Source organism: Rhodopirellula sp. UBA1907, assembly GCF_002337565.1.
Lineage (GTDB): Bacteria > Planctomycetota > Planctomycetia > Pirellulales > Pirellulaceae > Rhodopirellula > Rhodopirellula europaea.
The window spans coordinates 107,018-123,705 of sequence record NZ_DDGH01000055.1 but is presented as its reverse complement, the minus strand read 5'-3'; the positions used below and the strand labels follow the sequence as shown (position 1 = coordinate 123,705).

Sequence of the window (16,688 nt, the reverse complement as noted above, 5' to 3'; positions counted from 1 at the left end):
ACGAGCGAAAGCTTCACACAATCAGCCGGCGAACCTTCGACCGCCCACGCCCAATGAACGCCATCACGGTGAATGGATTTTGGAACCAACGGCGTCAAATAAGTGATCGAATGGCCGACACCACTTTGTTCCGTTGCCGGAGCAACCGTGATGACTTCGCCCAAGTGACGCAGTTGCTGACGAAGTGCCGCCAATCCCGGGGCATGAACGCCATCATCATTCGTTAACAGAATTCGCATGAGAAGAGTTTGTCCATCGATGTGCGCGGCTCGAACCAATCCGAAGATAGGTTATGAACTGCATGACAACATCGAACAACCCGGACGGTGTCGCGCCCACTCGGGTCGCTTTTCAGCAAAGCGTTCTTTCCCCGGTTGATCGTCGTACGGACGTCGAAGCACGTCCAGCAACTCAGACACCATCGAATCATCGCCTTTGTCGCACGCATCGATTGCCAACTGAGCCAAGTAGTTCCGCAAAACGTACTTCGGGTTCACCGCGTTCATCCGCTGCCGCCGCTGCGAATCATCCGCAGGAAAACCGTCGTCCGCCAAAACACGCGATTGATAGGAACGCATCCAATCCATCAATGCCTGCTTGTATTCTTCCGTGACCTCATCGGCAACGTAGTGAGCCTCGGAAAGATGATTTAGCACAACCGCCAGTTCCAAAGCGACCGGTTGCTCTCGCGTCCCAAGTTCAATGTCCGCCAACCGGCGATAGAAAATCGTCATGTCGGTTTCAGCCAATTGCAACAGCGTCAACAACGAGTCAACCAACTCGTCATCGGTCTCGCTCTCATACTTCGACAGCCCCAGCTTGCCAGCCATCATCGAGTGCCAGCTTTTCTGAAACTCCTCGACATAAACCGCGATCCCACGCTGCAACGGTTCGGCTTCCTTGACCAATGGAACCAAAGCGTTGGCCAAAGCGACCAAGTTCCACTGGGCGATCTGAGGCTGATGCGCGTAACGATACCTTCGCCCTTGCGCGTCGGTGGTGTTCGGCGTCCAATCGGGATCGTAATCCTCCAGCCAACCGTACGGTCCGTAGTCAATCGTCAGCCCAAGAATCGACATGTTGTCGGTGTTCATCACACCGTGGACAAAGCCGACTCGCATCCAGTGCACCACCATCTCCGCGGTCGTCCGGCAAACTTCCTCGAACATCGCCGCAATCACGTCGGGGCCAACCTCGGCATCTGGCCCATCCCCGGACAGCAAGTGCGGGAACTCCGATCGAATCGTGTGTTCCACCAACGTTTGCAACGTCTCGGTGTCTTCCCGCGACGCGAAGATCTCAAAGTTGCCAAACCGGATGAACGACGGCGCGACTCGGCACACCACAGCACCCAGTTCATGTTCGGGGTGCCCGTCGTAAAACATGTCGCGAAGCACCTTCTCACCGGTCAGCACCAAACTGAGAGCGCGCGTGGTCGGCACTCCCAAGTGGTGCATCGCTTCGCTGCAAAGAAATTCGCGAACGCTCGATCGCAGAACCGCCAAACCATCCGCGGTCCGAGAGTACGGCGTCAGTCCGGCCCCTTTGAGCTGCAACGTCCAGTGCTTCTCATCCGCGGTGACCACTTCGCCAAGATTGATCGCACGACCGTCACCCAGTTGCCCGGCCCAGTTGCCAAACTGGTGACCGCCGTAGCACATCGCGAAGGGATCCATGCCATCGGCCAGAGCGTTGCCGGCCAACACCTCGGTCAGCTCAGCCGATCCCAACCACTTCGGATCCAAACCGATCAGCTCCGCAACCTCTTTGGATCCAGCCACCCATTTTGGAGCCGAAACCGGCGTCGGTTTCACTCGCGAAAAACCTGCTTGGTGGACTTGGCGAGTGAAATTTCGCGACTCCGGATCCGCGGGCAAATCTCGCGTGAACCGATTGTCGAACGTCAGATCAAATGTCACGCGAAAATCTCATGGGCAAATGGCGCGAAGGATGGCGACTGGATCATGGAAACTCTACCAATCGATCCAGCCCACGCCACCGCTGCTGCCAATCCCGTGCCACCACGGACCGCGAAATCACCAGCTCGCGAAATCAACCGTTCGCGAAATCACACGAGCCCGGTCAGTGATCCATCGCCGCAGAAGTCTGGGTTCCCAAAGCTCTTCTGAGCGAAACCCATTTGCTCGGCGATGGTCATCAGGAATCGGTTGTGAGAGACCTTGCCATAGTCTTTGGCACGGCCGGTTCGCAGGCCCAAACCGCCACCAACACACACAAACGGGATGTCGTTGCGGGTGTGCGAGTTGCCTTTGCCAAGCTCGTTGGTCCAGATGATCGTGGTGTTGTCCAACATCGATCCACTGCCGCCAGGCTCAGGCGTGTCCTGCAATCGTTTGGCCAGGTGAGCGATTTGTTCGCAGTACCACGTGTTGATTCGAATCAGCTTCTCGTATGCGTCTTCGTTCGAATCGGGCTCGTGAGACAATCCGTGGTGCCCTTCATCGATGTCCAACCAACGCATGCGAGGTTGGCCGACGCTGTTGGTGATCTGGAACGTCGCCACGCGAGCGAAGTCAGCCGCCATCGAGCTGACCAACAACTCCATTTGCATCCGAGTGATCTCGGGCATGTTGTCGTTTTGGACTTCGACGTTGGGCGTCAATTCAGGAACCGCGTGGCCGACCGATTTGGTACTGGCTTCCAGTTCGATCTTCAGGTCCTTCTCGACCTTGCGAACCAACTCAACATGCTGCTGCAACAAGTGCCGATCTTCCATGCTGACCATCGATTCAATCTTCTTGAAGTCGTCAGTCAAATCGTCCAAGACACTCGCCAGCAACTCACGGTTCTTGGCTTGGCCGTAGAGTTTGTCGAACATCTTGTACGGGTCGTCGATCGGAGCGACCGGTTGGTTGGCTCCCGCATATGACATACGAGTCCAGGTGTCAGCACGATCGGGAACCATCACGCCAAATTCCAACGAACCAAATCGAGTTCGCGTCGATGGATCGGCTTGCAGTTGGTTCTTGAGGAATTGATCGATGCTGATGCCCATCGACCATCCCGCGGGCGTATCGCTGCCGCCTTGGATGTCACCGGGGAACAACTCGATGCCGGTCAGCAAGCATCCCATGCCGCGCATGTGCCCGTCGCCGTCACCTTGGATTTGGTTGCACAAACCCTTGATCGTCAGCGTTTGATCCGCGAAAGGTTCGAGTGGTTTCAGAATCCGTTTGAATTCCAACTTCTCTTCGTCACCCTTGGGCCAGAAGTGATCTGGGATCACACCGTTGGGGCTGAAGACGATGATCAACCGTTGACGTGGCGTCGCGTCGGCCGCCAATGCCAAGCTGGGCAGGTTCATTGTGAAGTTCAACGCAGCGGCACTGATGCCAGTGCGTCGCAAGAACCGACGACGCGAAAGACGTTTCGATGGTTTGCGTGGTGCAGTGGGTTCCATATTCATTTCAAGCTCCCGCCGTTTGGTTGTTCTTAGGTTGTTTCTTCTTCGCCTCTGAATCAGGCAACGCGTCACTCGCCGCGATCACGGCAATGTCGACCAACAACTTTTTGACATTGAAGTCGGATTGCCGAAATGATTCCGTCAATTCGTCCAAGCGATGGGCGCCATAGGAGGCCACCGGTTGCTTGACAAAGTACTGAAACATCCGAGTCACGAAGGCTCGGTGTGTGTCTGGATTCGCGATCGCCACTTCGGCCAATCCACGAGCCCCGTCGAATTCGATTCGTTCGTCGTCGCGAGTCAGGTAACTGCCCGACGCGTCGACCTTCTTGTTCATGTCTTTTTCGCGGAACCTGCCAACCGCATCAAAGTGCTCGAGTGCAAACCCAAGCGGGTTGATTCTCGAATGACAAATTTGGCAGCTTTCAGGACTTGTTTGCAACGCTACACGTTCGCGAGTTGTCAAATCCGGGTGTAAATCAGGACTGAGTGGCGAGAACGCTTCATTGGGTGGCCGCAGGGTTCGTCCCATCACGTGGCGAATCAGAAACACGCCGCGGTGAATCGGTGAAGTCGCCGAATGGTACGACAAACGAGCCATCACCAACGGATGCGTCAACACACCGACATGAATGTTCGGGGCGCGAACCGATTGAGTCCACTCGCCAGATTCATTCGGCTCGTCCGCGTTGTCGTCATCCGATTTGGCCGGCTTCCAGGCGTCGCCATAGAAATCCGCCAAACGTTGATTCGTGAACGCCCAATCGGCCGCCAACAATTGTCGGAAATCACTGGTCTCGCTCCACACCGTTTCGTCCAAGAAACGATCGAGCGAGGTCCGAAGATCCGCGATCAACTCTTCACTGAAACCCGGGTACTTCTCATCGTCTTTGCGAAGGTCGTCCTCAGGACCAAGTTCCATCCAGTGATGGAGCATTTGCTTCAGCTTCACTCGAGTCCGAGCGTCATCGAGCATCCGCTCGGCTGCTCTGCGAATCGATTGTTCATCTCGCATTTGATCCTTCTTAATTCGATCCTGCAGCCAACCCTCCGACGGCAGTGAATCGTGCAGCACCAATGCCAAACGATTGGCAACTTGCTGCGAAACCGTTCGATCCGCATCGAGGCTGGGGTACAAGAATCGTGGTGACTTCAGCGTCATCAACACGACCGATTTGATGATGTCGGTCTCGTCTTCGAATGCTTCGATCGCAGGATCCACGATTCGTTCGGGCTGGACCACTTCCGCATTCCCGCGGTGGGCAACCGTGACGAAGTCAGACAGAAAGTCTTTCAGCTTCTCCTCTCGCGAACGTTTGTCTTTTCGATGTTTCCGAACATAGTCATTCCATAAACGGTCTCGCATTGCATTGGCGAACTCGATCGCACCGTCGGTGACGGCGGAATCCCAAGCCGTATCGACCGAGATTCCTCGTTCGAACCCGTAGGAACTATCGTCGGGCGGCATCGTCGTTGAAAGTTGCAACGCCGGTGGATTCCAACCTGGCACCAACGCCGAAGGTGGAATGATCGTTTCGATGCCACCTGGAGGAACCCAGGAAAGCGAGATGCTTGCCGGCGGCGTCTCGCCTTTGCGTTTGCGTTGGTTGAAGTCAATCTCAAGCGGATAAACCCGCCCACCGGTCAGCATCAACGCACGACGAAATTCATTGCGGCCTTCTGATTGGACATGGTTGTCGATCAGCTGATTTGAATCGTGACCGAAGTCCATCGTGAACGAAGTTTTGCTGTGGACCACGATCTCATAGCGGCCGGTTTGCTCGACACGCAATCCACCGTCCCAGTGAGCACGAAACTCGTCCCAAGGAACACCTTCGCCGGGACCTTCTTTGCCAAAATCGAAATCGACAACCGGGTCAATTCGTTCGATTTTTCGGTCCTCTTTTTTCCGACCTTTGCCGGAGTAGATCGAGACCGACAGACCGTGTTTCGACTGATGACTTTCCCACGTCGTCTCCTGCAGTCCCGCGAAGTGGGCGTACAAGTCGGACAGGCTTTGTCGAAACTGGGTTCCGGTCAAACGCTGCAGTGATTGACGAGGAGGACGATTCCGAATCTGTGCCGCTTCGCTGTAGAACGCATGATGGATGTAAGCCGCCACAGCCGCCGCGTCTTCACCAACACAAAGATCGGGATCTTCTTCGGGCATCGTGTCGACAATGATTTCGGTCAGCTCACCGATCGACCCATCACCCACCAAAGGATCGGGATAGTAGTCTTCCGTTCCGGATCCCTTTTCACCGTGGCACTGCAAGCATTGCTCGGCATAGATTTTCAGCCCCGCCGACAAAACAGGATCTTCGGCGATGACTGAATCGAGCGAGCTGCTTTCGGCGGCCGAAACCGGCTGAGCCATGCCAGCGAGCAAAGCGAACGATGCGGCCGCACCGATCCGAAAGCTCATCCCCATGCCGGCAAAAATGCCAGAGCAGAGGAAGGTGGAGGCGCGTACCAAATTTGGAATGCGTCGCATGTTTTCAACAGGATGGGAAAGGACGTGAACCCGAAGGCGGGTGCCAGAAAACTGACGTTGGATTCACCAAGGCAGGGCATTGTATTTTAGGCGAGTTAGGCGAACGAAACACCCCGAAAACCTTCATTTCGAGCGTCTAGCCGCCCAATTCGTCTCCATAGAGCTCGTTTTGGCTGTGAACGGAAGTCGAAAACACCGTTTTTCGGCCTTTCGACCGCACGGTTCATTCAGATAGGCTCGGCGAATCGGATTCCCCCGATCCAGTCGGTCCCCGTTCAATTGACCGGCCAATCCGATTGACCCGATGGTCCGCCTCCCCATTTGATACGAGCGTCAAGGATGATGCGTTTGAATTTTTCGGTGATTCACCGACCGTTCTCCACACGTGCAGCGTTTCTGGCTGTCTTGACTGGTGTCGCTGGCTTCATGGTCGCCACCAGCCAACCTGTGATGGCACAAGGCCGCGCAGCCGCACCTGCTCAAACACAGCAAGCCGCCGCTCCCGCCAATCCAAACGCAGCACCGTTCCCACCGCTAAGTGCGGCCGAGCAACAACGTCTCGATCAAATCCTGGCAGCTTGGGAACAGCAAAGCAAAGGCACCAAGACACTTGAGTGTGACTTCAAACGCTGGCACTTTGATCTCTTTGCCGCACCCGCTGGCATCTACGCCAACAAAGCCGAAGGCGTCATCAAATACGCCAACCCAGACAAGGGTTTGTTCCAAGTCAAAGCGGTCGTCAGCTACGACGGCATGGACGACAACGGCAAACCCAAGTACTCGGCCAAGCAAGGTCTGTACGGCGAACATTGGGTTTGCACCGGCACCGAACTGAAGGAGTTCGACCACGCAACCAAGCAGTGCAAGATCCAACAGTTGCCACCCGACATGCAGGGACAACGCATCATCGAAAGCCCGTTGCCGTTTGTGTTCAATGCGGATGCTAAACAGATCAAACAACGGTACTGGGTCCAACCGATGCAGTCACCCAAACCTGAATTGATCTTGATCGCGGCTTACCCGAAACACCAAGCCGACCGTGCTCAATACAAAGTCGTGCAGATCGCCTTGGACGCCAAAACGTTCTTGCCACAAGCATTGATCATGTACGCTCCCAACTTCAACCAAAAGACGCAACCGAAGTGGGACCACTACGAGTTCACCAACGTCAAACGCAACTCGATTCAAGCTAGCTTGCAAAAGTTCTTCATGCAGAGCTTCATCGAACAGGAACCACCATCCGATTGGAAGGTCTTCCGCGACAACTACAACGGCCCACCACAATTGGCCGAAGGCGAAAACGAAGCTCGTCGCCAGTAGTAGTGATCACCGAATCTGGCGAACCCAGCTACGAAATAGGGACGCGATCTCAGCAACGTCTTTAAGCGATCGGCCAATCTTGATTGGCCGCTGACAGGTCGTCGTGCCAGCGTTGGACTTCGTTGGCTTCCCGGCATGGCCTTCCGTTGCCAAACGAATCCACGTAGCGACAGGCGGCGTGTTGCTGGCGAGCCTGATCGTATTGCTTCACCCACGCCTCACGTGAGGGCAGTCTATCCGGTGAAATCGGCCAAACACCTGGGCGCGGTTTCATGTGTTCGCTCAACCCAACTCGCCATGGTTTCGGCGACACTCGAGCGCGAAAGCAATTCTGGTTGAAACACATCCGCACATAAACCGGATCGGCTTTGATCCGATCAAAGAAGTCCAGTGCTTCCGCCCCTCGTGGGTCAAACGGGGCATGAGTGACCAGCACTCGAAACCCCATGGGAGTCTCGTAGAGACGCAGCTTCCAATCGGGATGGGATTTCGCGAAGGATGCAATGCGTTTACGTGCAATCGTTTCGGGCGTGCCGCTTACCCGGCGGCGAACCGTTTCGATCATGCTGCCAAACAGGGCCGCTGACAGCATCGACAAGAACAGCACCAAGAAAATGGGGTTGGTGATGTCCAATTGAAAAGCCACAAGGGAAAGCACCACCACGCTAACGACATACGCGACCACGTAGGTCATGCAGCCACTCGATTGCGGCACATCCACGTCCGCGAACAAGATGTCGGGCGTATTCAAGCACAACGCGCCGTATGCATTGCGAGTCAGAACGGCGTCACCACGTCGATCGATGATCTCCTCACGGATTGGCAACCCGTCGGCACCGTTGTAGGCGACTTTGGGTTCGGTGAACGGCAGCATCTCGCCGCGTTTCATTTCGGCAATGGCTTCCGCGAGGCGTTGATTCGCGTGTTGCTGCGCCTCTTCCACGCTGACGTCGGACCAACCAAAGCGTTTCACCAATCGCTTGGTTTTTGCCCCATCAATGCGATCGCTCGCCTCCGCCCAGTGCTCCGGTACGATCATCGATCAGTTCAGCACTGGCAACTGCGAATCAGCCTGGCCTGCCGATGACTTCGGCGGTTGCTGATCCGGATCTTGATACTGGCTTTCTTGATAGTGTTTGCCGTATGTGCCGAAGTCGTTGAAGGCGTACTTCTTTGCCCAACGATAGACAAAGCTGCGTTCAGGAATCTCGTCACCCGGTTGATACTGGCTGCGTCGCGGTTCGACGTTGCGAAGTTCCTCCATCACCTTGCCGCGAGCCGTCGTGTCACGGGCCCCGTGCTTGTCAGCCAATTCGAGCAACAGATCAGGCCGTTCCATTATCACACACCCGCGAGTGTTCTGGGCCGTTAATTCGCGGAAGTCACGAAGGAAGCCAGACTCGTTGAAGGTTTCTTTGAGCGGTTTGCTGTCGTGGATCGATTCCGTCGCCAACTGAATCACGGGACACGGTTCAATGTCGCCCCAAGGTCCCACGTGATGCGTGAACCCGGTGACCGCCGGACACAACGCATTGCCGGCATCGTCGTGATAGGCATCGATGACAATGATTGGCTTGGTCGCTCGCGTGTCGACAACGAATTGACGCACACGTCGTTGCTCTTCGCTGGACAACGCCAATTGCGGATTGGGTTCAGGACCAACCGGACGATAGATGTGGAACCACGTGTACATCACGCCCATCTCGATCAATCGGTCGACCCATTTGTCGCGAACCAAGTCGTCGATGTTGGATTTACAAACGCTGGTGCAAACACCGACCAGCAATTTGTTTCGAACCGCGGCTTCGATGCCGGCGATGGTTTGATTCAAAACCCCATCACGGCCGCGCCGCGTGTCGCTGATGATCTCGGATCCTTCCACGCTGATCAGCGGCGTGACGTTGCCGCACTTGCGAAGTCTCGCGGCGACTTCGTCGGTGATGAAGTGGCCGTTGGTGAAGACTTGGAAGTAAACGTCCGGATGAGCTTCAAACAAATCCAAGAGTTCTTTGTGCATGAAGGGTTCGCCGCCCAAGATGCCAAAGAAGCTGTTGCCCATCGCCTTGGCTTGCTCAATTGTTCGATTGGCAGCGTCGAGTTCAATCTTGTGTTGCTTTGCGCCGACGTCGACCCAGCAACCTTGGCATCGCAGGTTGCAACTGTTGATCACCGACAAATACAAAAACGGCGGGAAGAACTCGCCGCGTTTGAGTCGCCGTTTGTGACGATGGACGCTTCGCAATCCTTTCACACCGAGTGCCCAGACTGCTTTGGCGAGCAACCGTTTATCGGTTTCCATCGCGAATCGTTTGGCCATACGGAGGTACATCGGTATCTCAATCAATTGGGGCGTTGAATCTTTGGTGCCATTCAGGCGACCAAATTCGTTGTCAAAAGTCCAGTCGCATTGTCCGAGTCCCACTCGCAAACCAGGTCATTTCGGTGGATCGGCCGACACGGTCTCATCTTAATGGCGAAGCAATCCAGGTTCTCGCCACGGACGCGAAATCGGTCGTTCACCGCATTTCGAGCCGACAAAACGGCCCGTTTCCGTGGTATTTCATCGATTGCCACGGAATCCAGTTGGCTCGATTTTGATCGACACGTTCGAGTATACTGCACCAATTGTTTGCTCAAAGAAGCGGCATTTGAGGACGCGTCTGGCGTGTCTCATCGTTCGCCCGCGGGATTGGCCCCGCATTTCTTCCCTGCCCTTTCCCTCCCATTGAGGTCCCACCTTGAACCAGAATCCTTCCAAACGTGAAACCGCTACCACAAACCGTCGAACGGTTTTGAAAGCGGCCGCGGGTGCCGCGGCCATGACGCCTTACTTCGCTTGGTCGCCTCGTTCGCTGGCCGACGAAATCGCCGACGACAAGATCAACATCGGTTTGATCGGCGCGGGCGGCATGGGGCGCGGAAACCTTAACTCCGCCAAACAGTGGCTGAACTTGGTCGCCATCGCGGATGCCGATTCCAGTCGCGCTCAACAAGCCAATGACCAATTCAGTGGTGGCAAAGCCGCCATGCATTCGGATTATCGAAAGGTGTTGGAACGCGACGACATCAAAGTCGTCCACATCGCAACACCGGATCACTGGCACACCAAGCCTTTGATCGAAGCACTGTACGCCGGCAAAGATGTCTACTGCGAAAAGCCGCTGACATTGACGATCGACGAAGGCAAATTGATTCGCAAGGTTCAAAAAGAGACCGGGCGAATCGTTCAAGTCGGAACGCAACAGCGCAGCACGTTCGACAAGTTCGTCAAAGCAATGGCGATCGTGAACGAAGGACGTCTCGGCAAGATTCATCGCGTGCAAGCGGCCATCGGTGGAGCTCCCACCAGCGACGCCCTGCCCGTCGCGTCTCCACCCGAGGCGTTGGATTGGGACCTGTGGCTTGGCCCAGCACCGAAGGTGGACTATCGCCGTTCGGAAAATGGCAAGAAGTCCAACGGTCACTACGAATTCCGTTGGTGGTACGAATACTCCGGCGGCAAGCTGACCGACTGGGGTGCTCACCACGTCGACATCTGTAACTGGGCATTGAAGCTGAACGGTCAAACCGAAGGCCCTGTTTCGATCGGTGGCTCAGCTCAACACCCCGTCGAATACAAAGATGGCAAACCGGTCCAGATCGATCGCTACAACACCGCGACGGCATTCCAATTCAATGTCGCCTACCCGGGCGGCACTGAAATGATCATTCGCAACGACACTCGCAACGGCGTGTTGATCGAAGGCGACAAAGGTCGCATCTTTGTCAGTCGCGGCAACCTCTCGGGCAAACCAGTCGAAGACTTGGCGGACAACCCACTTCCCGAAGACGCGATTTCGAAGGTCTACAAAGGCTTGCCAATCGAGCACAACGAACGTCGTGCCCATTGGTTCAACTTCCTGCACTGCCACCGCGAAGGACTCGAGCCCATCTCCGACGTGCACACGCACATGGAAATGCTCAACGTCTGTCACTTGGCCGGAATCTCAGCTCGATTGGGCCGCGATTTGAAGTGGGACAACGACAGCGAGCAAATCGTGGGCGACGATCAAGCCAACTCGATGTTGGCTCGTCCGTACCGCGAAGGCTACGAAATCGAAATGGGTTAAGGCGAAGACGAACCGGTTTTGGATTCCAAGTAGTCGCAAAGCAGCCGCATGTTTTTCACAAACGTCGCGGATTGAATGACACCTTCCTTTGGCGTCACTTTGCGGCCCTCGGGATCACGAACAAACCCCGGTTCTCGCCAACCTCCATCAACATGCTGAGCCGCCAAAATTTCTGCGATTCGATTCGCGGAAATCTTGGCGGCTTTTTCTGTTTTGCCATCACGTAGACGGCGGTAGCGAAGCTCGATTGAATCCAATCGGGATTCACCGACGAACTGATAATGATCGGGCATCTCCGAATCATCATGGGTCATCTCGTACTTCGAATTGAAATACAACGGCTTGTTGGTCTTCAGCTCTGTATACCGCGGCAACCCACCGTCGGGTCGCAAGCAAGATTTCAAATACGCGATCGCGGGTTCAATCGGCTTCAGAAACCTTGCGTCCTGAGTTGCTTCATACAAATCCATCAACGTTTCGATCGCGGTTTGCGATTCGTAACCTGCGATGGCGGGCGGTTCGAACTTTCGATCCCAAACCGGGTGCATGTGTCGGTCGTATTGCTGGGCCCACGCCGGCTGTGGTTCGGGCATTTGAGCACGCAGTAAAAACTCCCCACCACGAATCGCGCTATCTCGATAGCGATCGTCGCCGGTCGTTTTCCAGGCCAACAACATCATGCCGATCATGTCTTGGGTGATGCTGTCATTTAGCAGATAGCAACCGGCGTATTTCTTCGTCCAAGTGCGAGACCAATCCTCCGGGTAGCTGGCGTCGATGATCGGGTAGTGCGAGACGCTTGGCTGTTGAACGGGCATGCGATCGTAGTTGTGACACCAAGCACCAATCGGGAACTGAGCCAAACGAGTCGACTGCAATGCAACTTCGATGGTTTGATCCAGCGTTGGTGAATTGGGCTGATTGGACGCTTTCATCGCCGCTTGAAGATTCAGCAGGAAAGACAGTGCCGCGGACGTCGTGTTGTCGTCCAAAACCGTGATGTTGGTTTTGAACTTCCGCTGCCGCCAAATCTCCCAGCCTCCGGGTTCGGGCGTGTGGGCCATTTTGCCCACTTTGGCACCCACTCCGACTCGATAGGGAATCTTGGCTCGCAGTTCCGGATCAAACTCGATGGAGTAATACCATCCGCCCGAAGCGAGTTGCCCTTCGATCAAAGACTTCGCAACATCGTTTGCCGCCTGGAAATGCACCGAATCGCCCGTCAGCAAGTAGGCTCTCAGAAACGCGTCCCCGACCGATGGCGTGCCAGGCGGTTGAACCCAGACTCGGTCGTTGTTGCACGCACCTTCACCGTTGCTGAGTTCACCATCAACGCTGCTGACCCAGGCGTAGCCGCCATGATCGGCGATGGTCGTGGACATGTACTTGGTCGCCTTTGCGAGAGATTGCCGAACCTCCGTCTGCGAGGGCGAATCCTGGGCGTCGATCTTCCGCATCCCGATCGGGAGGAGAATCAGCCAACCCATCGCCGCCGCGATTGAAAGACAACTTCGTCTGCTGAAACAACGCATTGGCGAATCCTTGGGTAGGTACAGAGATCCCCGCGGAGGCACTGGCGGCCTTCGGTAAGGACCGAGGCCACGGCGGGGACCGAGGCAAATGATGGTGGGAAACAGCCATTCTATCTCACCGAGATTCGCATTGAGTGGTTCGATCGGCGTCGAGCCGGGGCGGTCGCGATTGACCAAATGCCTTCGTTTCAGGGTATCGATCTGTTTCGCCCGCTATATCCCCCGTAGGTTCAGGCGTTTATCCTACGACCATGAGCGAATTCCTCCTCTATTACCGACGCCCCGACCCGACGACGTGGGTTTACATGTCGTCGTTTTTGACGATTGGCCTGTTCTTCGTCTTCCGTCGTTTTTGGAGCATCCGCAACCTCGACATCGTGCTGTTGATCTTGCTGGCACCCGGGTTGTTGATGGTCAACGAGGGATACCGTCGGCAAACGCGTCTGGCTCGATTAGCGTCCGCGGAAATCAGTGCCGCCGCCAACACCATTCCCATTGAAGCGGAAGTGGCCCCCGAGGAGGCTTCACCGTCCGAGTTGACTCCCACCGATGAAGCGACCTCCGAATCCGCAGCAATTCCCGATGAGCCGCCGGTGGCGACGGAAGCACCCGCCGAACCCGAATCACCTCCGGCACCGCGTGAACTGACCGCGGAAGAATTGACTCGGCTTCAAGAGTCCGAACCCTACCGCCGAGCGGCCGGGTTGCAACGAACCGGGTTCATTACCTTGTTTGGCATCCAGTTCCTGGTGCTTGTGCGAATGTTGCTCGATCCGTTGATGGTTCGGCGACCGCTGCTGGATCCCAATCTCACGACCGGCGGATTGAATTTTTTGGGAATCTCATTGTTCATCTTCATGATGGCCAATGTCGTTGCCAGCACGCCTGAGATTCAACAGGAACAAGGTCCCAAGCTGGGCCCCGGTTACGCGCTGATCAACATGTTACCAGCCATTCCAACGCGACCGATCAGCGAAGCGATTGCCGGTGCCGAACCACCGACGATGGCCGAGTTGACCGCCGCGGAACAACGCCGAACAATGATCGCGAAAATCATCGCCATCTTGGCTCAGTCCGCCGTGTTGATTGGCATTTTGTTGATCGGCAACCGACACTTCGGAAACCTCCGCGCCGGTGCCGGTTGTGCGACGCTGTATTTGTTGATGCCTTACACGGCTCAAATGACCGGACGCGTTGACCACGTGGTCCCCGCTGCGCTGATCCTGTGGGCGGTGCTGATGTATCGCAAACCACTGATCGCCGGACTATTCATCGGTGCCGCTGCCGGATTGTTGTACTACCCGTTGTTTTTGCTCCCGCTGTGGTGCAGCTTCTATTGGCAGCGCGGCGTCGGACGATTCGCGGGCGCAGTGTTGGTCGCACTGACCGTTCTGATGGCGTTGCTCGCCTTCGCCGGTGGTGAACCATTCCTAACGCATGTCCAGCGGATGTTCGGGGTGCTCAATCCCAACAAAGGTCCCAATGAGCTGACCGGGATTTGGGAACTGGGTTGGAATCCGATCTGGCGTTTGCCAGTGATCGTCGGCTACGTGATCCTGAGCTTCTTCTTCGCGGTTTGGCCCGGACAAAAGAACTTGGGCATTCTGATCAGTTGCTCTGCCGCTTTGATGGTCGCGGCACAATTCTGGCACGGCTACGGCGGTGGCCTCTACATGTCCTGGTTCCTGCCTTTGTTGCTGCTGACCATTTTTCGACCCAACCTTCAAGACCGAGTGGCGACGAAAGTCATCGATGGGCGTTCGCGTCCAACCCGTCGGTCCTCCACCGCATTGGATGCAGCCTGAAACGGATGTCCGACTACGCTTCCCAGATCGAGACCATCGATCACGATTTGCAAGAACTCGAAGCTTCCGATTCACGGTTTGCCGTCTGGCGAATGGTGTTCTTCGTCGGCTTGGTTTTGGGAATTGGTTTTTCACTCGCGACCCAACACACGATTTGGATCTGCGTGGCCGCAGGATCTTTGATCGCATTTTTGGTGACCGTCGTTCGCAACGAAACCGTTCGCGAACGAATGCAGTTGCTTCGCAACCATTCGCGGACCTTGCATCGATTGCAGGCCAGATTGCAGCGTGATTGGAAATCGCTCGCTCGCGACAGTGTGGGTATTCGGTCGGCTGAGATCCAACTCACGCCCGAACAACAAGCATTGGCCGGTGACCTCGATCTGGTCGGTGATGCGTCGCTGTTCCAGCTGACTTCCATGGCCGCCACCACGCCCGGCGTTCGAACTTTGGCAAATTGGTTGTGCAGCCCCGTCGATCCGCCGCTCGCGAAAGATCGACACGCATCGGTCAAACACCTCGCCGACCAGCCTGAGAACCGATTGCGGTTTTATGTGCTCGCCCGCGACATCGGCGGAAGCTCCGGTGACCCGGAATCATTCGTCCAGTGGTCCAAGGAACCCAATTGGTTGCCGCCGCATCGATGGCTGATTCCATGGGGCAACTTCACCGCCGTGGTGGCAATCCTTCTCGTTCTCGGCATGATCATTGGCTCGATCACCGGTCAAGAAGATTCGGGACGAATGGCGATGTACGGGTTGATTGGAGTCGCGGTGCTGAACCTGGCCATCGGTTCGTTCTTGCTCGGCCCGGTCGCAGCCATTTTTCAAATTGCGATGGCGTCGCGACGCAGCGTCAACGATTACGCCGAACTGTTCGATGCGGCGAGTTGGTTGCCGGAATCTCCTGCCGATCCCGCTGGGCCGACCGCTCACATCCGCCGGACGCTACTCGGAGACGACGAGGGTTCCCAATCGGCTTCCACAGGCATGCGCGAACTGGCCCAGGTCGCTCGCATGGGCGGGCTGAAACAAACCGCGTCGACGTTCTTGCTGTATCTGCCGCTGCAAGCGTTCTGGTTGTGGGACGTTCGCGTGCTGCGTCGACTGGAAGGTTGGAAGTCACGTTACTCCAGCCAAATCCCCGAGTGGTTTGATGCTCTCGGCGAACTCGAAGCCTTGATGTCGATCGCTGCTTTGCAACACGATTCACCGGAGTGGTCGTCGCCCGAGTGGCTCGAAAGCGAATCCACCATCACATTCAAAGGGTTGGGGCACCCGTTGCTGAAAGACGACGCACGAGTCACCAACGACGTCACGATCGGGCCGACCGGAACATTGTTGCTCGTCACCGGCAGCAACATGTCCGGCAAAAGCACGATGCTTCGAAGTGCTGGGCTGAACGTCGCCCTCGCTATGGCCGGCGGACCGGTGTGTTGCCGGCACATGAGTTTGCCGCCCGTCGAAATGGGAACCAGCATCCGAGTCAGTGATGACCTCAGCCAAGGCGTCTCATACTACATGGCGGAATTGAATCGCTTGTCCGCCGTTGTCACGCATGCTCGGCAGTTGGCCGAACAACGTGCCGCCGGCTCCACCAACCGAATCCAGTTCTTCTTGCTCGACGAAATCCTGCAAGGAACCAACAGCCGCGAACGCCAGATCGCCGTCGCTCGTGTGCTGCGATTCTTGGTCGACGCCGGTGCGATCGGTGCCATCACGACGCACGACCTGGAACTCGCCGATGATCCTGAACTGATGAAGCTCGCGCACACCGTTCACTTCCGCGAAACGATCACGCCCGACGCCAGCGGCGATGAACGAATGACGTTCGACTACAAAATGCGAGACGGCGTGTCACCCACCACCAACGCCCTGAGACTGCTCGAGATCGTCGGCTTGGGCGAGAAGTAAATTTGTCGGGCTGAGTTTCAGTTGGATTGCTGCAACATGAACCTCTCCCGAAACGAAGTTTGGGGAGAGGTCGAGCGACGCCGTTCAGGCG

General features: G+C 56.1%; 11 protein-coding genes. 4 read left to right on the top strand and 7 right to left on the bottom strand.

All coding sequences use genetic code 11. The features are described from left to right. The 4 genes from B2R17_RS12255 to B2R17_RS12240 form a co-directional block, all read right to left on the bottom strand. Positions 1–239 (bottom strand): 5'/3'-nucleotidase SurE (locus B2R17_RS12255; RefSeq protein ID WP_286764206.1); only part of this gene is annotated, 239 nt, incomplete at its 3' end. Between the two features lie 51 nt (positions 240–290). Continuing rightward, complete coding sequence (locus tag B2R17_RS12250) at positions 291–1,919, bottom strand: protein adenylyltransferase SelO (RefSeq protein WP_286764205.1); 1,629 nt, start codon at positions 1,917–1,919, stop codon at positions 291–293. Between the two features lie 149 nt (positions 1,920–2,068). After that, positions 2,069–3,421 carry a DUF1552 domain-containing protein gene (locus tag B2R17_RS12245; protein ID WP_286764222.1) on the bottom strand — a complete coding sequence of 451 codons (1,353 nt, stop codon included), beginning with the start codon at positions 3,419–3,421 and terminating at the stop codon, positions 2,069–2,071. 7 nt (positions 3,422–3,428) lie between these two features. Then, positions 3,429–5,918 carry a PA14 domain-containing protein gene (locus tag B2R17_RS12240; protein ID WP_286764204.1) on the bottom strand — a complete coding sequence of 830 codons (2,490 nt, stop codon included), beginning with the start codon at positions 5,916–5,918 and terminating at the stop codon, positions 3,429–3,431. Positions 5,919–6,257: 339 nt separating this feature from the next. On the opposite strand from B2R17_RS12240, the gene B2R17_RS12235 reads away from it, so the two are divergent. Continuing rightward, complete coding sequence (locus B2R17_RS12235; protein ID WP_286764203.1) at positions 6,258–7,238, top strand: TIGR03009 domain-containing protein; 981 nt, start codon at positions 6,258–6,260, stop codon at positions 7,236–7,238. A gap of 61 nt (positions 7,239–7,299) precedes the next feature. Here B2R17_RS12235 and B2R17_RS12230 read toward each other — a convergent pair whose 3' ends face one another. Then, positions 7,300–8,277: a hypothetical protein gene (locus tag B2R17_RS12230; protein WP_286764202.1), complete on the bottom strand. Its 978-nt coding sequence runs from the start codon at positions 8,275–8,277 to the stop codon at positions 7,300–7,302. A gap of 3 nt (positions 8,278–8,280) precedes the next feature. Next, positions 8,281–9,555: a radical SAM protein gene (locus B2R17_RS12225; RefSeq protein ID WP_286764221.1), complete on the bottom strand. Its 1,275-nt coding sequence runs from the start codon at positions 9,553–9,555 to the stop codon at positions 8,281–8,283. A 421-nt stretch (positions 9,556–9,976) separates the two neighbouring features. Here B2R17_RS12225 and B2R17_RS12220 point away from each other — a divergent pair, with 421 nt between their 5' ends. Further along, complete coding sequence (locus tag B2R17_RS12220) at positions 9,977–11,347, top strand: Gfo/Idh/MocA family protein (RefSeq protein ID WP_286764201.1); 1,371 nt, start codon at positions 9,977–9,979, stop codon at positions 11,345–11,347. On the opposite strand, the gene B2R17_RS12215 is transcribed toward B2R17_RS12220, so the two are convergent. Further along, positions 11,344–12,879: a polysaccharide lyase gene (locus B2R17_RS12215; protein WP_286764200.1), complete on the bottom strand. Its 1,536-nt coding sequence runs from the start codon at positions 12,877–12,879 to the stop codon at positions 11,344–11,346. The two genes, B2R17_RS12220 and B2R17_RS12215, sit on opposite strands and share 4 nt — an antisense overlap. 251 nt (positions 12,880–13,130) lie before the next feature. Between B2R17_RS12215 and B2R17_RS12210 the strand changes: the two genes are divergently transcribed. Continuing rightward, positions 13,131–14,684, top strand: a complete 1,554-nt coding sequence (locus B2R17_RS12210; RefSeq protein ID WP_286764199.1) for a hypothetical protein — start codon at positions 13,131–13,133, stop codon at positions 14,682–14,684. Positions 14,685–14,689: 5 nt separating this feature from the next. Then, positions 14,690–16,597 carry a MutS family DNA mismatch repair protein gene (locus B2R17_RS12205; protein ID WP_286764198.1) on the top strand — a complete coding sequence of 636 codons (1,908 nt, stop codon included), beginning with the start codon at positions 14,690–14,692 and terminating at the stop codon, positions 16,595–16,597. The last annotated feature ends 91 nt before the right edge of the window (positions 16,598–16,688 follow it).